We start from the raw sequence: 16348 nt of genomic DNA, 5'->3' as shown, positions 1-16348 counted from the left end.
GTTCCCAGCTTTTTTAGATTAAGGAGGAACCGTAATATGATGAATTACGAGATTTTTAAGGAAGTAGTAAAAGAAAAGTTTATGGATTATATGCCTGATAAATTCAAAGGAATGGAGCTTGTGGCAGAGCCAGTGGAAAAGGTGAATGTGACTCTTGATGGCATCATCTTAAGAGAAGAAGGCAGGAACATTTCGCCTACGATTTATATCAATGACATGTATAAGAAGTATCAGGACTGTGGTGATCTTGAGGAAACACTTATGGCTGCATGTGATTTTATGGAAAGGGCATATGAGCAGGCTCCGGTTGTTGATGTGGACAGCATTATGAAGGATGCTAACGAGAAGATTGTATTCCAGCTCATCAATACAGAGCAGAATAAAACATTTTTGGAACAGGTGCCTCACAGGGAGTTTCAGGATCTTTCTATTGTGTATAAGGTAATAATCAGTGCCGATAAGGATGCGGTGCAGAGTTCAAAAATTACAAATGAATTTGCGAAAAGACTTGGAATGAGCGAGGAACAGCTCTTTAAGTGTGCAGCGGAAAACACAAGAAGACTCTTCCCACCTGTCGTTCGTAGCATGAATGACATTATGAGAGAAATGTTCGCAAGGGATGGGATGCCACAGGAGATCGCAGAGATGATGATAGCTGAGATTCCACCGGAGCAGACGATGTGGGTGATTTCCAATGAAAAGGGTATCAATGGTGCAGCGTCCATGCTTTATGAGAATGAGCTTCATGAGCTGGCAGAGAGTTTAGAGAGTGACCTTTATATTCTCCCTTCGAGCGTGCATGAGGTTATTGCAGTATCTTCAGATATGGGAAGCCCTGAGATGCTTGCACAGATGGTAGTCGAGGTAAATATGCAGGAGGTGTCTTTGGACGAGAGACTTTCCAATCAGGTATATCACTATGATAAGGATTTAAGAAAACTCACCCTTGCAACTGATACACCAAACAAGAGACTTGATGGTATCGTTGCAGAACCTCCCCTTGTATATGACGCGAAGGAAAAGTCCAGATAGGAGGCAGCTATGGAGCAGGAACTTACAATGGAAGAACTCATTGCTCTCATAAACAGCCAGAAAGGTGACTTTGTTATCCGTGTCGAGTCTGGAGAGGAGGCGGTGTCTGATGCCAAAGAAGAATGACTTCAAGCTTGATGTGGTTTCGGTAAGACTTGTAAAGGATGCTCCGATTTATTTGGAGCACACCTTTAATAATCCGGCGGATATAGCTGCTGTCATGGGAGACTGTATGTGCCAGTTTGACAGGGAAGTAGTGTGTGTGGTCAATCTAAGGTCAGATTTAAAACCTATCAATGTGCATTTTGCAAGTGTTGGCTCTTTAAATGAGGCAATGGCACATCCGAGAGAACTGTTTAAATCAAGTATCTTAAGCAATGCCGCAAGCATGATGTTAATCCATTGTCATCCATCCGGAAATGTATTCCCAAGCAAGGCAGACACGATGATGACAGACCGCATGAACAAGCTGTGTGAACTGATGGGAATACCGCTCATTGACCATATCATAGTCGGTGGAGACAATCGTGAATTTTTCAGTTTCAGGGAAAAAGGCATGATTGATAATCCTAAGATTACCCTGAGCACAGATTACCGGACACTTGATATCAAGTCACCGCTTGTAGCAGAGCAGGGAAAGGCAAGGTGAAAGCATGGATGGAAGATTTACGGATGAAGAGCTTGCCATAGCAAAGAGTGTTGACCTGTGTGCAGTTGCTGAAAGCCTTGGGTATACAGTAAAGAGGATTGGCAAATACCACACTTTAAAGGAGATGGATTCCATCCGTATCTATAACAGAAGCCATTGGTACAGATGGTCAAGGCAATTTGACAAAGGCAACAATGGCGGCTCACAGGTAGATTTCTTGCGGGTGTTTTGTGGAATGAGTGTAAAAGAGGCTGTGTTCTGGCTTTTAGATTTTGCAGGATATAGAAGGATCGAGAATCCTGTAAAGCAGCCACTTGTTCATCAGGTATCGCAGAAGCAGGCAGAGGAGAGAAAGCCATTTGTCCTACCGGAACCGGCGGGAGATAATTCCTATCTTATTTCATATCTGAATCAGGAGAGAGAAATCAGCAGGACTGTCATAGATCTGTTTTTAAAAGATGGACTGATTTATGAGAGCAGGCATTACCACAATGTTGTTTTCAAAGGAAATGATAAAAATGGAGTGACAAGATTTGCAAGTATGCGTGGAGTGTTTGATAAGCAGGGCAAGCCATTCAAGTGTGATGTCACAGGCAATGATAAGAACTATGGATTTAATGTGGTAAATGTTAACAGTACAGAGCTTGTAGTATTTGAGGCTGCAATCGACCTTATGAGTTATGTGGATATCTTCACGGATTATGAATCAAATAAGCTGGCACTTGGGATGCTTGCAGATGCACCACTTGAAACATTTCTTCGGGAACATCCGCAGATAACTTCCATCCGGTTCTGCCTTGATGGAGATGAGCCGGGGAGAAAAGCAGCAGCTGAACTTATGAGAAAGTATTATGAGCTTGGATATGAGGTAGAAGACTGTCCGCCTCCAGCCGGATATAAGGATTACAACGAGTGGCTTGTGGCTGCAAAGCTTAATCTGAACCAGATGAATCAGAGAGCAGATGAACCAGTCAGGGCATGAGAAACCGGATTTTGATGTGTGGGGGCAGAAAGCGCCCCCAAAACAGCAAAGTGGGGGCAGAAAGCGCCCCCAAAATGTCAAAGTGGGGGCGAAAAGCGCCCCCGCAATTCGGACACGACAAAATCCGGATGAAAGTCAGTATAAAAGTGGGGGCAGAAAGCGCCCCCAAAATAACAAAGTGGGGGCAGAAAGCGCCCCCAAAGTAGCAAAGTGGGGGCAAAAAGCGCCCCCACTTTCATAAACAGAGGGTTTTAGGGAGATTTTCTCCCTAACTAGATGGCATTAGGACAGAGATGTCTCTAATGCGTATCTAGCCGTAAACCTAAGAGATTCAGACAGGCGTGTGGGTGGAAGAGATATACAAAACACGGATAAGGGAGGTGCAGGAAAGCAATGGATAAAGAACTTACAATAATCGCAGAACCAGAGGAACTTATTGCCTGGGCAGACACATTTGATATCTTACTAAACCCTTCGATAGAAGATGCTGCAATTCTGCTTAACTATATGGAAGGACATGATTATGCCATTGGCATAGATTCAGATGGGAAGATGTACAGGCAGGATGTAGCTGAGGAGAATGGTGAAATTGAACCATACCCGATAGATGATGTTATAGATATTGTCTGTGAATGGAACTATGAACTGATACTTGATGCGGAAGCACACAGGAGTGATCCAAAGGATTTTAACGACTATAACGAGTATCAGAGCAAGTATGAAAGTCTGAAAGCAGATGAAAAGAGACTGGACAGATTGTTTGATAAAACCTGTTATGGTAAGGAACTTATAGAAGTTGCCACAGAGCTTGCAGACAGGGTTATTGCCCAGCTGGGTAATAAAGAACTGGAAAAAGTTGCTGTAACAGTAGCAGAAGGAGTAAGAGAATACAGTACGGGTAAGAGAGGAAGGTGATTCTATGGCGGATAAAGTTCATTGTATAAGGAAAACACTAAGACTTATGCCACAGGAAGCGAAGGTACTTTCTGATAAGGCAAAGGCAAATGGAATGAATGAAGCCGAATATATCAGGCTTCTAATCAGTCAGAAACCAAATGATTATCCGGAAGTAAGGAAACTTCTTAAAGAGCTTATCAATGAGATAAACCGAATCGGCATTAACATCAATCAGATTGTATTTAACAGCAATGCACAGCTGTATTCCAAGAAAGATAAGGAACAGCTTGTGGCATATATGAAAAAGCTGAATCAGTCTGTCAGCGAGGCGGTGGTAAAGATTGGCAATCAGTAAGATACTTCACATGAAGGACAGCGGGAATTCTTTTCATGCAAGGCATTTGAAACGGGCACTGGATTATGTGATGAATCCTGAGAAAACTCAGAGAGGAAGACTTGTGGGAGCTGTTAACTGTCAGGCAGATATGGCTTTTGAACAGATGATGGATACAAAGAAGCAGTTTGGAAAAACAGACAAGCGACAGGGGTATCACATCATTCTTTCCTTCAAAGAGGATGAGGTGGAACCGGACAGGGCTTTTGAGATAACACAGAAGTTTGTAGCAGAATATCTTGGCGATGCCTATGAAGCGGTATTTGTGGTTCATGATAATACAGACCATGTTCATTCACACATTGTATTTAACAGTGTAAGCTTTGTGGATGGGAAAAAGTATCGCTACGAGAAAGGTGACTGGGCAAAGTATATCCAGCCGATTACCAATAAGCTGTGTCAGGAGTATGGTCTTTCCATTATAGATGTGGAGGATGGCAGCAAAGAGAAACAGCACGAGAATTATAAGGATTGGAGCGAATATCGTGAAGGCAGCTTTGTGTGGGCAGATATGATAAAAAGAGATTTGGATGCCTGCATTTTACAGGCAAATGATTTCAGAGGATTTCTGGAACTACTGTCGGAAAAAGGATATGAGGTCAAGCAGGGAAAGTATCTGGCAGTCAGACCACAGGGGATGACAAGATTCAGAAGATGTAAGACTCTTGGCGAGAATTATTCACAGGAAGCTATTGTGGAGCGTATTGCTAAGGAAGATTTATCTTTTTACCAGTCACAGAATGAGGAAAAACAGGCAGCGATAGTAAAGTGCTATGTCAAAAGATACCGCAGGGCGAAGATGTCAGGCTTGCAGAAAAGATATTATGCAAAGCTTTACCGGATTGGAAAGCTGAAAAAGAAGCCATACAGTCAGGTATGGAAGTATAAGGATGATATCCGAAAGATGCATAAGCTGCAGGAGCAGTATCTATTTCTGGTAAGGCATAAGATTGAGAGTGCGGAAGAACTTGTATCGGTACTTGATAATCTGACGGATAAGAAAAAAGAAGCATCAAAGGAAAAGAGTAAGACCTATAAGGCTAAGGAAAGATTCAAAGATATTTTTGACAAGGCTGAACAGATCCGGGGGCTTGATGATGCGGAATCGTGTTATCAGAGTGGGGATACCTTCTTTGAAGATGAGCACAATGCATGGGAAAGGCTTAACACTGAGCTTCTGGCACAGGGATACAGTGTGGAAGAGGTCGAGAGTCTTAGAAAAAAATATGAGAGCAAGTATGCACAGGACTGTAAGGCAGAACGGGCGGTATCAAAGGAACTTAATCTTGGAAGATCAATATGGAAGGAACTTACGGTATCAGCTTCGGCAGAAGAGAAGCAGTATGACAAAGAAACAATAAGAGACAGAAAAGAACAGCCGGTACGTTAGGCTGTTTTTTTAGTGGTTAGGAGGCATATATGGAAGAAAAAAGAGAGCCATTAAGTGAAATGGCGATTGAGAGAAAGATACAGATTCTTCGTAATAAGCATATGGACAGTGAGGTTATTGCTCTTGTCAAAAGCGATTATGAATATGGACTGACTGATGATGAAATCGGTCTGTATCTTAACAAAAGTTATGACATTGAGCAGATGAAGGTGTTATCAAAATGTCTGCATAAGGGTGTATCAGAAGAGTTGTTAACGCTGCTGAAAGATAGCAGGATGGCAGCACCTAAGATGCAGACAGCATTGGATTACTATGAAAAAGGTGTGCCGATTGATGCAATCAGAGAGGTAGTCCAAAAAGATGATACAGCAGTAAACATGCGCAGGATGTTTGATGTGGTATTAGAAAAGCTTAATAAAGCCAAAGAGCAGATGCCACAGGATTTAGAGTATGTGAAAAGTCTTGTAGCTCAGATGGATGAAGTGGTTGCAAAGATCAATCATCAGAATGAAAGGTATGATGCCCTGAATAAGAAGCTTTCTGAAATAGAAACTTCCAAAGATGACGAGGAAGTCAGGGAGCGTCTGGTCAAGGAGAACCAGGATAAGGACGCTCTTATCAACAGTCAGCAGAATGAACTGAATAAGGCAAGCAGTACGATTGCAAGACTCAGGGATGATATTGAGAAAAAGGATAAGGAGATGAAGCGTATGGGAGACAGAATAGAGTCATTGGAAGATAAGATCATAAGTGTTGCCACAGAGAATAAGAAAGAGGCAGAAAGTAAGGCAGAGCCGCAGGAAAGCCAGTCCGTATCACAGGCAGATAAAAAGATGGTTGATACAGTTGCAGTTCCTCAGAATATGCAGGCTGTGGCAAATGGAATTCCGGTCTATTATCAGATTCCGGTAGTTGATGGTACTGGAAATGTGGTGCAGAGACTTCCGATTGAGCGAAGTGTGAGAAAGAGCAGCAACAGCGGAGTGGCAAGTCTTTTTGCAAGACTGTCATTTAAGAAAAAGTCAAGAGCAGACATTGTAAAGCTGGTTGCATCGGGAGACCTTGTTCCGGCGCAGCTTGTGCAGATTAAGAGTGCAATAGAAAAGGGACTTACTGAGTCACAGCTTGTAGAGCTTATAAACAACAACATTTCAGCGGAAAAGATGAAGGAGATCATTGAGATTGCTGTGCTTGAAAACAGCATGGCAGATTAGGAGGAACTTATGAATTTAGCAGTAGTAAATGAAGCAGTAACAGAAATGAATGGTGTGGAGCATCAGTTTACAGAGGAAGAGAAAAACTTTGTTGTCCAGTTCGCATTCAGAAGTGGCAGCAAGGAAGACACGATTTCTCTTATTGAAGCTTTGGCACATTCAGCGGATAAAGCTGAGTCGGACGAGATTATGGTCACATACAGGTCTAAATATGATATGAAGCCTGCATGGGTGGAACAGGTGGAAAACCTGCTTGTGGCACTTGAAATGTATCGTATCGAGGAGGAGAAAGCAATCAATCATCTGGCAGATATTTTGACTGCTTATGGTATTGATGTATCAGCCGAGGAAATCCGTACTACAGAGACAGAAACGCTTAAAACAACAGTCAGAGAGAAAGTGGAGGTGCGATAATGGCAGAAGAGATTCAGGAAGCGGTGCAGATCATCCGTGTAGCTTATGATGGCATTGAGATTGCCATGAAGGTAGGAAGCGGCGGCATTGCTGCCATGCAGAAGGCAATAGATTTCTTAAAAGGGATGCTTGATTATGAAAAGTCACTTGGCAAGACATCCATGAGAAAGCTGATCTTAAAAGGTGGCGATTTACAGGTGTTGCAGTTTAATACCGAAGATATGAAAAAGGTTGAAAAGATGGCAAAGAAGTATGGAATCCTGTATTCGGTACTTCCAGACTGTAACAGGAAAGATGGACTGAGTGAGGTAATCTTTCATACAGAGGCAGTTCCCCGTGTGAATATGATGATACAGAAGCTCAAGTTTGGTAAGATTGCCACATTTGACGATTATCTGAAGAATGGAGATGAAAAATCCCTTGGCAAGCTGATGGATTTTTTGAAGAAACAGCAGGGAAACGAGAAAAGCCACACGATAGAAGGGGATAGGGTTAATACCGCCATTGACGGACTGATCGAAAAGGTCGGAATGTTTGCAATGGAAAAGAAAGCTATCAGTGTGGATCAGGTCAAGGAGAATTTCAGTATCAATGGTGAGCAGGCTGAAAGTGTTATCAAACAGCTTGAGACAATCGGTGTGCTTGGCAGTAAGAAGGAAGATGGTACGCATGCAGTCATGATGGATAAGGATGCATTTATCAACCGTGTCAGAGGATATCAGGACCTTGCAGAGAGAATGAGGGCAGTAGCCGCATCAAAGAATGCCAATCTTTCGGATGTTACAATCAGTAAGAAACTCATTATTGAGGAGAATGACCATGCAGTTAAGACAAGAATCCCCGGAACATGGGGAGACGAAGCAAGATATGTATGGCTTCGTAAAGAAAACATTATGGACATCCATAATGGAAAGACTATACTCACGTTTCTCGATTCCAATAAGGATTATAAGCTGTATGACAGCCAGAATCGTGTTGTAACAACACAGAAGGGAACAGAGCTTTATACGCATTATGATAAGGTGGAGGCATCTGTCAGGGAGCGTTATGAGAAAGTCCAGAAACAGCAGAAAAAGACCACGCAGCAGAAAACAGTCACTACCAAGAAAGCGAGGTAGTTTTATATGCAGACAACAAAGAAAAAACCATCACTGATATTCATTCTTGTGGGTGCAGTATTAGCGGGGTACCTTGGTTATCTGATAAATGGTGCGTGGTCGGAGGGAGTGGCATTTAATGAATTTATGAACAGATTCAATGAAGTATGTGCTGCTCCCTTTGCAAACTATTACAATACGAATACTATAAAAGCGGTAGCCATTGCATTAGGAATCTATGCGATGGCTATTGTTATGTATTACACCAGCCAGAGAAACTATATGCCCGGCAAGGAGTTTGGTACAGCGAGATTTGAAAATCCAAAGCAGGTTAATAAGATACTGGCGGATAAGGACGAGAATTTCAATCGAATACTAAGCCAGAATGTGAAGATATCACTTGATTTCAGAAGGCTGAAGCTCAATGGAAATATTCTTATCTGCGGTGGTTCCGGTGCCGGTAAGACATTTTATGAGGTAAAGCCGAATCTGATGCAGATGCCACATAACTGTTCATTTATCTGTACTGATCCAAAAGGTGAGATTCTTAGAAGCTGCGGGCAGATGTTAAAGAATAACGGATACAATGTGAAGGTCATCAATCTGCTTGAGATGGATAAGTCAGACTGTTACAATCCGTTTTCCTATATCAGAGAGGAAACGGACGTGGTAAAGCTGATTACCAATCTTATCAGTAATACCACACCAAAGGGTTCCACTCCAAGTGATCCATTCTGGGAGAAAGCAGAAGGATTATTTTTACAGTCAATCTTTTATTATGTATGGCTTGAAGTACAGCCGGCAAAGAGAAACTTTGAGACAGTACTGAAGCTTCTTGGAGAAGCAGAAGTGACAGAGCAGGGAAAGGCATCGAAACTGGATGTGCGAATGAAGTTCTTAGAGGAGAGTTCTCCACTTGGAGCTAATCATCCGGCAGTAAAACAGTACAACAAGTGTATGAGAGGTGCAGGAGATACAGTACGTTCCATTATTATCAGTGCAAACTCAAGACTTGCATTTCTTGAGAATAAGCAGGTTTTACGACTTCTTTCTAAGGATGAGCTGAATCTATCTGATATAGGTATTGGAGTCAATGGTGATGGAGAGACGAAGACAGCACTCTTTTGTGTAATCCCCGATAGTGACAAGTCCTATAATTTTATTATCGGAATGCTCTATACTCAGATATTCCAGGAATTGTACTATCAGGCGGATTTTAACTGCGGTGGCAGACTCCCGATTCATGTGACATTTATGTTAGATGAATTTGCGAATGTTGCATTGCCAGATGATTTTTGTTCGCTGCTTTCTACAATGCGAAGCAGGGAAATTTCCAGTATTATCATCATACAGAACTTTGCCCAGTTAAAGGCACTTTTCAAGGATACTTGGGAAACCATTCCAGGCAACTGCGATACTTTCATCTATCTTGGAGGCAATGAGCAGAGTACGCACAAGTATGTCTCGGAACTGCTTGGAAAAGGCACGATTGATAAAAAATCAAGCGGAGAGACAAAGGGGAGGCAGGGAAGCTCGTCAAGAAATTATGATGTTTTAGGCAGGGAACTGTTTACACCCGATGAGGTAAGAAAGCTGGATAATAAGAAATGTATTATTTTTATCCGTGGATTTGATCCTATCATGGACAACAAGTTTATTCCATTTAATCATCCGATGTTTAACCAGACAGCAGATGGCAAGGGAGAGCCTTATGTTCACGAGATAAGAGGAGCAAATAATCTTATCGGTCCGCCATTTGAGATTCTTTCAGACAAGGCAGTTAAGTATTATGAAAAACTGAAGGATAAGGGCGAGAATGTGTATATAGATTCTCTAACCTATGAGCAGTTTATGATGCTTGGCGATGCGGAATTAAGCAGAAGATTCTCCATGCAGGATGAAGCAGAGCAGAAAGCAAAGATAGACAGGGAACAGGCAAATGAGCTTGAGTATGTCGATGAATCGCAGAAAGCAGATAGTACAGCAACTGCCAGTGGTTCTAGTGGAAACGCTGGTAGTAAGCCTGTAAGGAATCCTGAAAGGGAAAAGCCTAAGTGGGAAGATACTATTACAAACCGAATGCTTCATTGGTCATATACACCTGAGCAGAAAGAGGAGCTAAAGATGGCACTTGCGGCAGGAATTCCTAGAGCAACGATACTGACTTATTTCTATCCAGAGGTAACGGTGGAGAAGATGAGTTCTTATCGAAAGAAGCAGTAAGTTATCGCATAGGCACAGAAGTTGTGGTATACTGTGTCTATGTGAGATTAAAGAAACTTACAAATCGGAAGTTGTGGAGGTGCTTTATGAACGAGAGAGAAAAAATTATCCGATTATGGTTTGATATGTGGATTAAGAAAGCAGATTTAGGAATTGACAATATTTTTACAGATGATGTTGTATATACTGAGAGTTGGAGTCCTAAATATGAAAACCGCAAAACGGTAAAGCACTGGTTTGACGAATGGAATACACGTGGAAGTGTTCTTGTCTGGGAGATTAAGCAATTTTTTCATCAAGGCAATCAAACAATCGTGGAGTGGTATTTTAAAAACAAAATGAATAATGGAAATGTTGAAGAATTTGACGGAATATCTTTAATTGTATGGACACAGGATAACAAAATAAAATCATTAAAAGAGTTTGGTTGCAATCTTCATAATTACAATCCATATCGAGATAGTGATATTCCCGTATTTCGAGAAGAAAAAGCAAATTGGTTTTGAGAGGACTATAAATTCAAGTTTGTCTGACTGATAAATAATTTAATAACTGTTTTACAAAGCACTTTAGCCAATAATAGGTTAGAGTGCTTTTTTCATGCCATAAAAGGAGGTGGTTGAAGCACAACGCATCGGGGAAAGCCCGATTAATCTTTACAACAGGCATTGCCTGATAATCATATAGTAAAAAAACAAAGACAGAGAGGAATGTATATATTCCGTTCGGAAATCAGCCGGATTGGAATGTGTACATTCCTTTCTGGCTTTTTCCATATCTGTCACACATCAAGAAAAAGGAGATTTTTATCATGAGAAAAGAACAGATTACAGTAACTAACAATTCAGTCTGCAATAGTGCAGAAAACAAGGGTTTGGAGGGAAAAGGCATGAAGAGAAGATTACTTCATTTTAAGAAAAGAATGGTTCCGGCAGTATCCGGAGCACTTATGGGAGTAATGCTTATGAGCACTACTTGTTTTGCTGCAGGTACAGGTACTTCCGCAGTAACACAGCCGCTTGAGAACTTAAAGACACTTATCATTGCAGTCATTGGTGCTGTTGGTGTCATCATTCTTGCAAAGAATGTCATGGAGTTCGCACAAGCCTATCAGCAGCAGGATTCATCTACTATGAACTCTGCACTGAAAGGAATTGTAGCAGGTGTCATGATGGCTGGTATTTCAACAGTACTGACATTCTTAGGCTTCTAAGATTGGGGAAAAAGAGTTCCCCTTTTAGTAAAAGGAAAGAGGTGAATAACAAGTATGGATATTTTTAAGCTTGGAGACAAGATCCTTGCACTTCTTGAGGCGGTGTTTGGGTTTTGGAACAATCAGATATCCCTGGTCTTTGCAATGCTTGGACAGTCACCGGTCAGTTTCAAGGGCGGAGGTCCTTGGGCAGTTATTGAGGGTATTGAGCCGGTCTTTGTAGCGGTCGGCTCTTCCCTCGTTGTGCTGTTCTTTGTTATCGGTTTCTGCTCGGAAAGCATAGATGTAAAAGATGAGATGAGGTTTGAGTCTATATTTCGTATGCTTATCCGACTGGGACTTGCAGAATGGTTTGTTGCAAATAATGTCACGATTATGAAAGCGTTTTTTACTTCCATAGGAAATCTGGTGGGACTTATATCTGCCGGGACAACGACGCAGCTTGCCATTGACAGTACACAGGCAGACATCATTAAGGGACTCGGATTTGGTGAGAGTCTGGTAATGCTGATACTTACAGCTTTGCTTGCAATCATCATTATTATCTGTGGATTCTTTATCATTTACACAGTGTATTTCAGGTTCTTAAAGATACTGATTATTGTGCCGCTTGGTGCGATTGCATGCTCCACAATGGCAGGAAACAGAATGGTCAGTCATACAATGGCTACCTACTGCAAATATTTTCTTTCGTGTGTATTCGAGGCAGTAACGATGGCACTTGCAATTGTGGTATGTAATGCATTTATCAATGCAGGACTTCCGGCATTTACAGGAAGTTACGCTGACTGGGCACAGACACTTATCTATCTGTGTGAAATGACATTTACGATAGCAATGACTGTTGGAAGTGTGAAGGGAGCACAGACACTTACAAGCAAGGCATTTGGATTATAGAAGGAGGCAGAAATGGATAATGAAAAGAAACAGGTTACTTATAATTCAAGCATAACCGGAGAAACGCAGGTGACATTTGATATCCAGCAGTATATGAATAACAGGGCAATGTTTATTGGTCTTATGTGTAATGAAGATGGACATGAGGAGCATTTTGGGGATGTGACTGTGAATTTGTCGGTTGCAGCACCAAATTACTGCGGATATCTGAATGTGAATGACATGCCGGATATTGAAAAGTTTATTACAGACAATGACATTGGAGAGTTTACAGGATTCACGCAAAGGAGTGGTTTCTGCGAATATCCGCTTTATCTGTTCAATGTAGATAAGCTTAGAGAACTGTGTCCGGATGGAATGGATAAGTATGAGGCGAATATTGGAATGACAAGAAAGCCGGAGACAAAGGATTTATCAAGATAGGAGGCAGGGACAATGGTAATCGAAGTAAACAAGGATATTGACCGCTATCAGGAATCGGTTGCGATGGGACTTACTGCAAGGCAGCTTATATTTTCCATTGCAAGCGTAGTGGTTGGTGGCGGTATCGTCCTTCTTCTTTACAAGTATATCGGTCTTACGGGTTCTGCTTATGTGGCAATTCCCTGTGTGGCACCGATTGCACTTGGTGGTTTCTATTCCTTTAATGGGATGAATTTCTACGAGTATATGGGAAAGAAACTGCATTTTATGTTTGGGAACAGGACACTTACCTATGTATCAACAGAGGGAGAGCCTGCAATAAAGCAGTTAGAAGCAGAACAGAATGAACAGGTAAAGAAGAAAGGCAGAAAGGCTGAACCGGAGACTGTAACAGCTGATTCGGCTGTAAAGAAGCAGGAGGAGTTTGAAGCAATGAAGAAAAAGACGAGAAACATGCTGCTTGGACTTGTCGCAGTCATTGTGGCGGCAGCAGCAGGCATTGCAGCATATAAGGCAATGCATTAGAAACGAATAGTATCTGACCGCAAGGTCGGGAACACAGCCCGCAGGGTGAAGTTCCCGGCGGGCTTTCATTATAAGAAAGCGAGGTTAGAGACATGGGTTTATTTACAGACGGATTTAAGTTATTAAAGAAGGCGAGTGAGCCTTTGTATAAGACACCTAAATCCATTCAGGAAACCATAGAGATTATGGCGGTGGCTGAAAACGGCATTTTTGAAGTGAGCAAAAATAAGTATTCCAAATGCTACCGCTTTCAGGACATCAATTACACGACAGCAACGGAGGATGAGCAGATCGGTATTTTCGAGAGGTATTGCAAGTTCCTAAATTCGCTGGACTGTAATTATAAGATTACGATCAACAATAAGAACAAAAACATGGATGAACTCCGTGACAAGGTTCTGATTGCTGAGAAAAACGATGGCTTCAATAATTATAGAAGAATCTACAATGACATCATTGAGGAGAAGATTATTGAGGGCAGACAGGGGATTGAGCAGGAGAGATACCTGACAATCACGATTGAGAGAAAGAACTTCGAGGAGGCAAAGGCACAGTTTGCTACCCTTGAGGCAACGATACACAAGGCTTTCATTGAGCTTGGGGCAGAGATTGTTCCGCTTAATGGCAATGAGAGACTGAAAGTGCTCTATGATTATTATCATCTTGGAGATGAGGGCAGCTTTGATTTTGATATCAAAAAGGCAAAGAAGGTCGGAGCAGATTTTAGAAATGATCTGTGCAATGGGATGGTGAAATATTTCCCGGACCATTTTGAGGATGAGAGTAAATTCTGCAAGGCACTTTTTATCAAAAAGTATCCGAGCAGTTTGTCAGACAGATTTATCAATGAGATTACTTCCCTTCCGGTTCATTCCATCACGAGCATTGATGTGGTGCCTGTTCCTAAGGATTTGACTACAAAGGTGCTTCAGAAGAAATACCTTGGTATTGAGTCGGATATCATTAAGCAGCAGAGAGTCCGTAATAAGAATAACGACTTTTCTACGGAAATTTCATATGCCAAGAGAACGGAGAAAAAGGAGATTGAGGAAATCATGGATGATGTCCGTGAGAATGACCAGTGCCTTTTCTTCGTGGGAGTTACTATTATTCTTATGGCAGAGAGCAAAAAAGAGCTTGATAGCGTCTGTGAGACAGTGGAGACTATCGGAAAGCGTAACAGCTGTACGATTGATACACACTACTTAAAGCAGAGGGAGGCACTCAACACAGCGCTTCCGATTGGTGTAAGACAGGTGGAGACAATGCGTACCCTTCTTACCCAGTCACTTGCGGTGCTTATGCCATTCAATGTGCAGGAATTAAATGACAGCACAGGGAACTATTATGGTATCAATCAGATCAGCAAGAATGTGAATATCGGTAACAGAAAGAAGCTGATAAACGGAAATGGCTTCGTTTTCGGAGTGCCGGGTTCCGGTAAATCCTTCTTCTGTAAGATGGAAATGGGCAGCGTATTCTTGTCGGGAGATGATGAGATAATCGTCATAGATCCAATGAACGAATACTTTGATATTGCTGAGACTTATGGTGGAACAGTGGTAAATATGTCCACTTACACGGATAACTATGTGAATCCGCTGGAGATGGATGTATGGAGCCTTGATCCGAATGATTCCAAGGGAATGGTAAGAGAAAAAGGCGAGTTTATGCTTGGTCTTTGTGAGCAGTGTATCGGAGACAGCTTAAATTCAAGACAGAAGTCAATCATTGACCGCTGCGTGAGAAAGCTGTATATCGACATTGCAAGAAGCAAAGAGAAGTATATCCCGGTGATGAGTGATTTTTACGATATCCTTATGGCGCAGCCGGAGGAGGAAGCAAAGGACATTGCACTGTCACTAGAGCTTTTCGTAAATGGTTCGCTTAACATCTTCAATCACCAGACAAATGTGGATGTGGATAACAGATTTACAGTATATGGCATCAGGGACTTGGGTACAGAACTTAGTCCTATCACAATGCTTGTTATGATGGAATCCATTCAGAACAGGATTGTTGAGAATGGCAAGAGAGGCAAGGCAACATGGCTCTATATTGATGAGTTCCATGTTCTGCTTAATTCCGAGTATTCTGCAAAATACTTGCAGCAGCTCTGGAAGAAGGTAAGAAAGCAGGGAGGTCTTTGTACCGGTATCACGCAGAATGTTGTCGATCTGTTGCAGAATTACACAGCAACCACAATGCTTGCAAACTCTGAGTTTGTGGCACTCTTGAAGCAGGCAAATACAGATAGTTCAAAGATGGCGGAGGTTATCGGGGTATCAGAGGCACAGCTTCGTTTCGTAACCAATACAGCATCCGGAATGGGACTTATTAAGTGTGGTTCTGTGGTGATTCCGTTTGACAATCAGATTAGTAAAGATACAGATCTTTACAGACTGTATAACACAAATATCCACGAGAAGATTGCGGAGCAGAAGAAAAAAGAGGCAATGTCGTAAGGATAACAGATGAAATTTATATGATTCTATAGTATAATCAAGAGGTCGGATGTAAGTCCGGCCTTGATGATTATGAATAAGGTATTACCTATGTTTAAGAAGAAACCACAAAGACCCAAATATGACAAGACGAACAAAAAGGCAGTTCTTAAATGTAGCATTTGTACTGGAGAACAGGTGGCTGGGTTTAAGGATATATATACCGGACACTTTGACGAGATTATGCTGATTCGTGACACAGCTGATTTGGATACATTTATGGAAATGTATGATGTGGCAACGATTTCTAAGGAATACTAGTAATCATTAAGGGATGGAAAATTTGAATTTGGCGGTGAGATAAATGAATTATATTAGACAATGATTTCTTATACTGCAGATAGGCTTGCAGAGGTGGATAATAAAAACTATATACAATTACGTAACAATGTGTTAGTATGATTAACAGAAAAAAGAAAGGCACATGAAGTGAAAGGTGAGGAGATGTATAACAGATAATTTGGTTTGAGCAAGACATATATGATTTAAGCCCT

Annotated in this window: 17 protein-coding genes; all 17 read left to right on the top strand. The window is 41.7% G+C overall.

What is annotated here, in order from left to right; genetic code table 11:
• The first annotated feature begins 36 nt into the window (after positions 1-36).
• The 17 genes from DXB73_RS04200 to DXB73_RS04115 all read left to right on the top strand — a co-directional run bounded on the left by DXB73_RS04200 (position 37) and on the right by DXB73_RS04115 (position 16115).
• Positions 37-1032, top strand: a complete 996-nt coding sequence (locus DXB73_RS04200) for a DUF5688 family protein (RefSeq protein WP_118341525.1) — start codon at positions 37-39, stop codon at positions 1030-1032.
• A gap of 109 nt (positions 1033-1141) precedes the next feature.
• Positions 1142-1681, top strand: a complete 540-nt coding sequence (locus DXB73_RS04195) for a JAB domain-containing protein (protein WP_117947321.1) — start codon at positions 1142-1144, stop codon at positions 1679-1681.
• Positions 1682-1685: 4 nt separating this feature from the next.
• Positions 1686-2663: a DUF3991 and TOPRIM domain-containing protein gene (locus tag DXB73_RS04190; protein ID WP_117947322.1), complete on the top strand. Its 978-nt coding sequence runs from the start codon at positions 1686-1688 to the stop codon at positions 2661-2663.
• A 393-nt stretch (positions 2664-3056) separates the two neighbouring features.
• Positions 3057-3578 (top strand): multidrug transporter, encoded by a 522-nt coding sequence (locus DXB73_RS04180; RefSeq protein ID WP_117477939.1) that lies wholly within the window; start codon positions 3057-3059, stop codon positions 3576-3578.
• 4 nt (positions 3579-3582) lie between these two features.
• The gene (gene mobC, locus DXB73_RS04175) at positions 3583-3915 is read left to right on the top strand and encodes a plasmid mobilization relaxosome protein MobC (RefSeq protein WP_055262787.1); all 333 of its coding nucleotides are present in this window, start codon (positions 3583-3585) and stop codon (positions 3913-3915) included.
• Positions 3902-5344: a relaxase/mobilization nuclease domain-containing protein gene (locus DXB73_RS04170; protein WP_330418087.1), complete on the top strand. Its 1443-nt coding sequence runs from the start codon at positions 3902-3904 to the stop codon at positions 5342-5344. The genes mobC and DXB73_RS04170 overlap by 14 nt, the downstream gene beginning before the upstream one ends.
• Positions 5345-5373: 29 nt before the next feature.
• Positions 5374-6558, top strand: coding sequence for a hypothetical protein (locus tag DXB73_RS04165; RefSeq protein WP_077326144.1), 1185 nt, complete (start codon positions 5374-5376; stop codon positions 6556-6558).
• Positions 6559-6567: 9 nt separating this feature from the next.
• Positions 6568-6972 carry a hypothetical protein gene (locus tag DXB73_RS04160; protein ID WP_006858865.1) on the top strand — a complete coding sequence of 135 codons (405 nt, stop codon included), beginning with the start codon at positions 6568-6570 and terminating at the stop codon, positions 6970-6972.
• On the top strand, positions 6972-8090 hold the full coding sequence (locus tag DXB73_RS04155; protein ID WP_118341524.1) for a PcfB family protein: 1119 nt from the start codon (positions 6972-6974) through the stop codon (positions 8088-8090). The genes DXB73_RS04160 and DXB73_RS04155 overlap by 1 nt, the downstream gene beginning before the upstream one ends.
• A gap of 6 nt (positions 8091-8096) precedes the next feature.
• Positions 8097-10292, top strand: coding sequence for a VirD4-like conjugal transfer protein, CD1115 family (locus tag DXB73_RS04150; protein WP_118341523.1), 2196 nt, complete (start codon positions 8097-8099; stop codon positions 10290-10292).
• Between the two features lie 86 nt (positions 10293-10378).
• The gene (locus DXB73_RS04145; protein WP_006573504.1) at positions 10379-10798 is read left to right on the top strand and encodes a nuclear transport factor 2 family protein; all 420 of its coding nucleotides are present in this window, start codon (positions 10379-10381) and stop codon (positions 10796-10798) included.
• Positions 10799-11103: 305 nt separating this feature from the next.
• Positions 11104-11505, top strand: coding sequence for a hypothetical protein (locus DXB73_RS04140; protein ID WP_044986705.1), 402 nt, complete (start codon positions 11104-11106; stop codon positions 11503-11505).
• Positions 11506-11559: 54 nt separating this feature from the next.
• Positions 11560-12402, top strand: a complete 843-nt coding sequence (locus tag DXB73_RS04135; RefSeq protein ID WP_004611540.1) for a hypothetical protein — start codon at positions 11560-11562, stop codon at positions 12400-12402.
• Positions 12403-12414: 12 nt separating this feature from the next.
• Positions 12415-12825: a DUF4313 domain-containing protein gene (locus DXB73_RS04130; protein WP_055062572.1), complete on the top strand. Its 411-nt coding sequence runs from the start codon at positions 12415-12417 to the stop codon at positions 12823-12825.
• Positions 12826-12837: 12 nt separating this feature from the next.
• Complete coding sequence (locus DXB73_RS04125) at positions 12838-13350, top strand: PrgI family protein (RefSeq protein WP_055062573.1); 513 nt, start codon at positions 12838-12840, stop codon at positions 13348-13350.
• A gap of 92 nt (positions 13351-13442) precedes the next feature.
• Positions 13443-15815, top strand: coding sequence for a VirB4-like conjugal transfer ATPase, CD1110 family (locus DXB73_RS04120; protein WP_117922622.1), 2373 nt, complete (start codon positions 13443-13445; stop codon positions 15813-15815).
• 90 nt (positions 15816-15905) lie between these two features.
• Positions 15906-16115, top strand: a complete 210-nt coding sequence (locus tag DXB73_RS04115) for an aspartate dehydrogenase (protein ID WP_243006952.1) — start codon at positions 15906-15908, stop codon at positions 16113-16115.
• Positions 16116-16348: the final 233 nt, after the last annotated feature.

The organism is Clostridium sp. OM05-6BH (assembly GCF_003481635.1).
In the GTDB taxonomy this organism is placed as follows: domain Bacteria; phylum Bacillota; class Clostridia; order Lachnospirales; family Lachnospiraceae; genus Butyribacter.
This window is presented reverse-complemented; position numbering and strand designations above follow the sequence as displayed.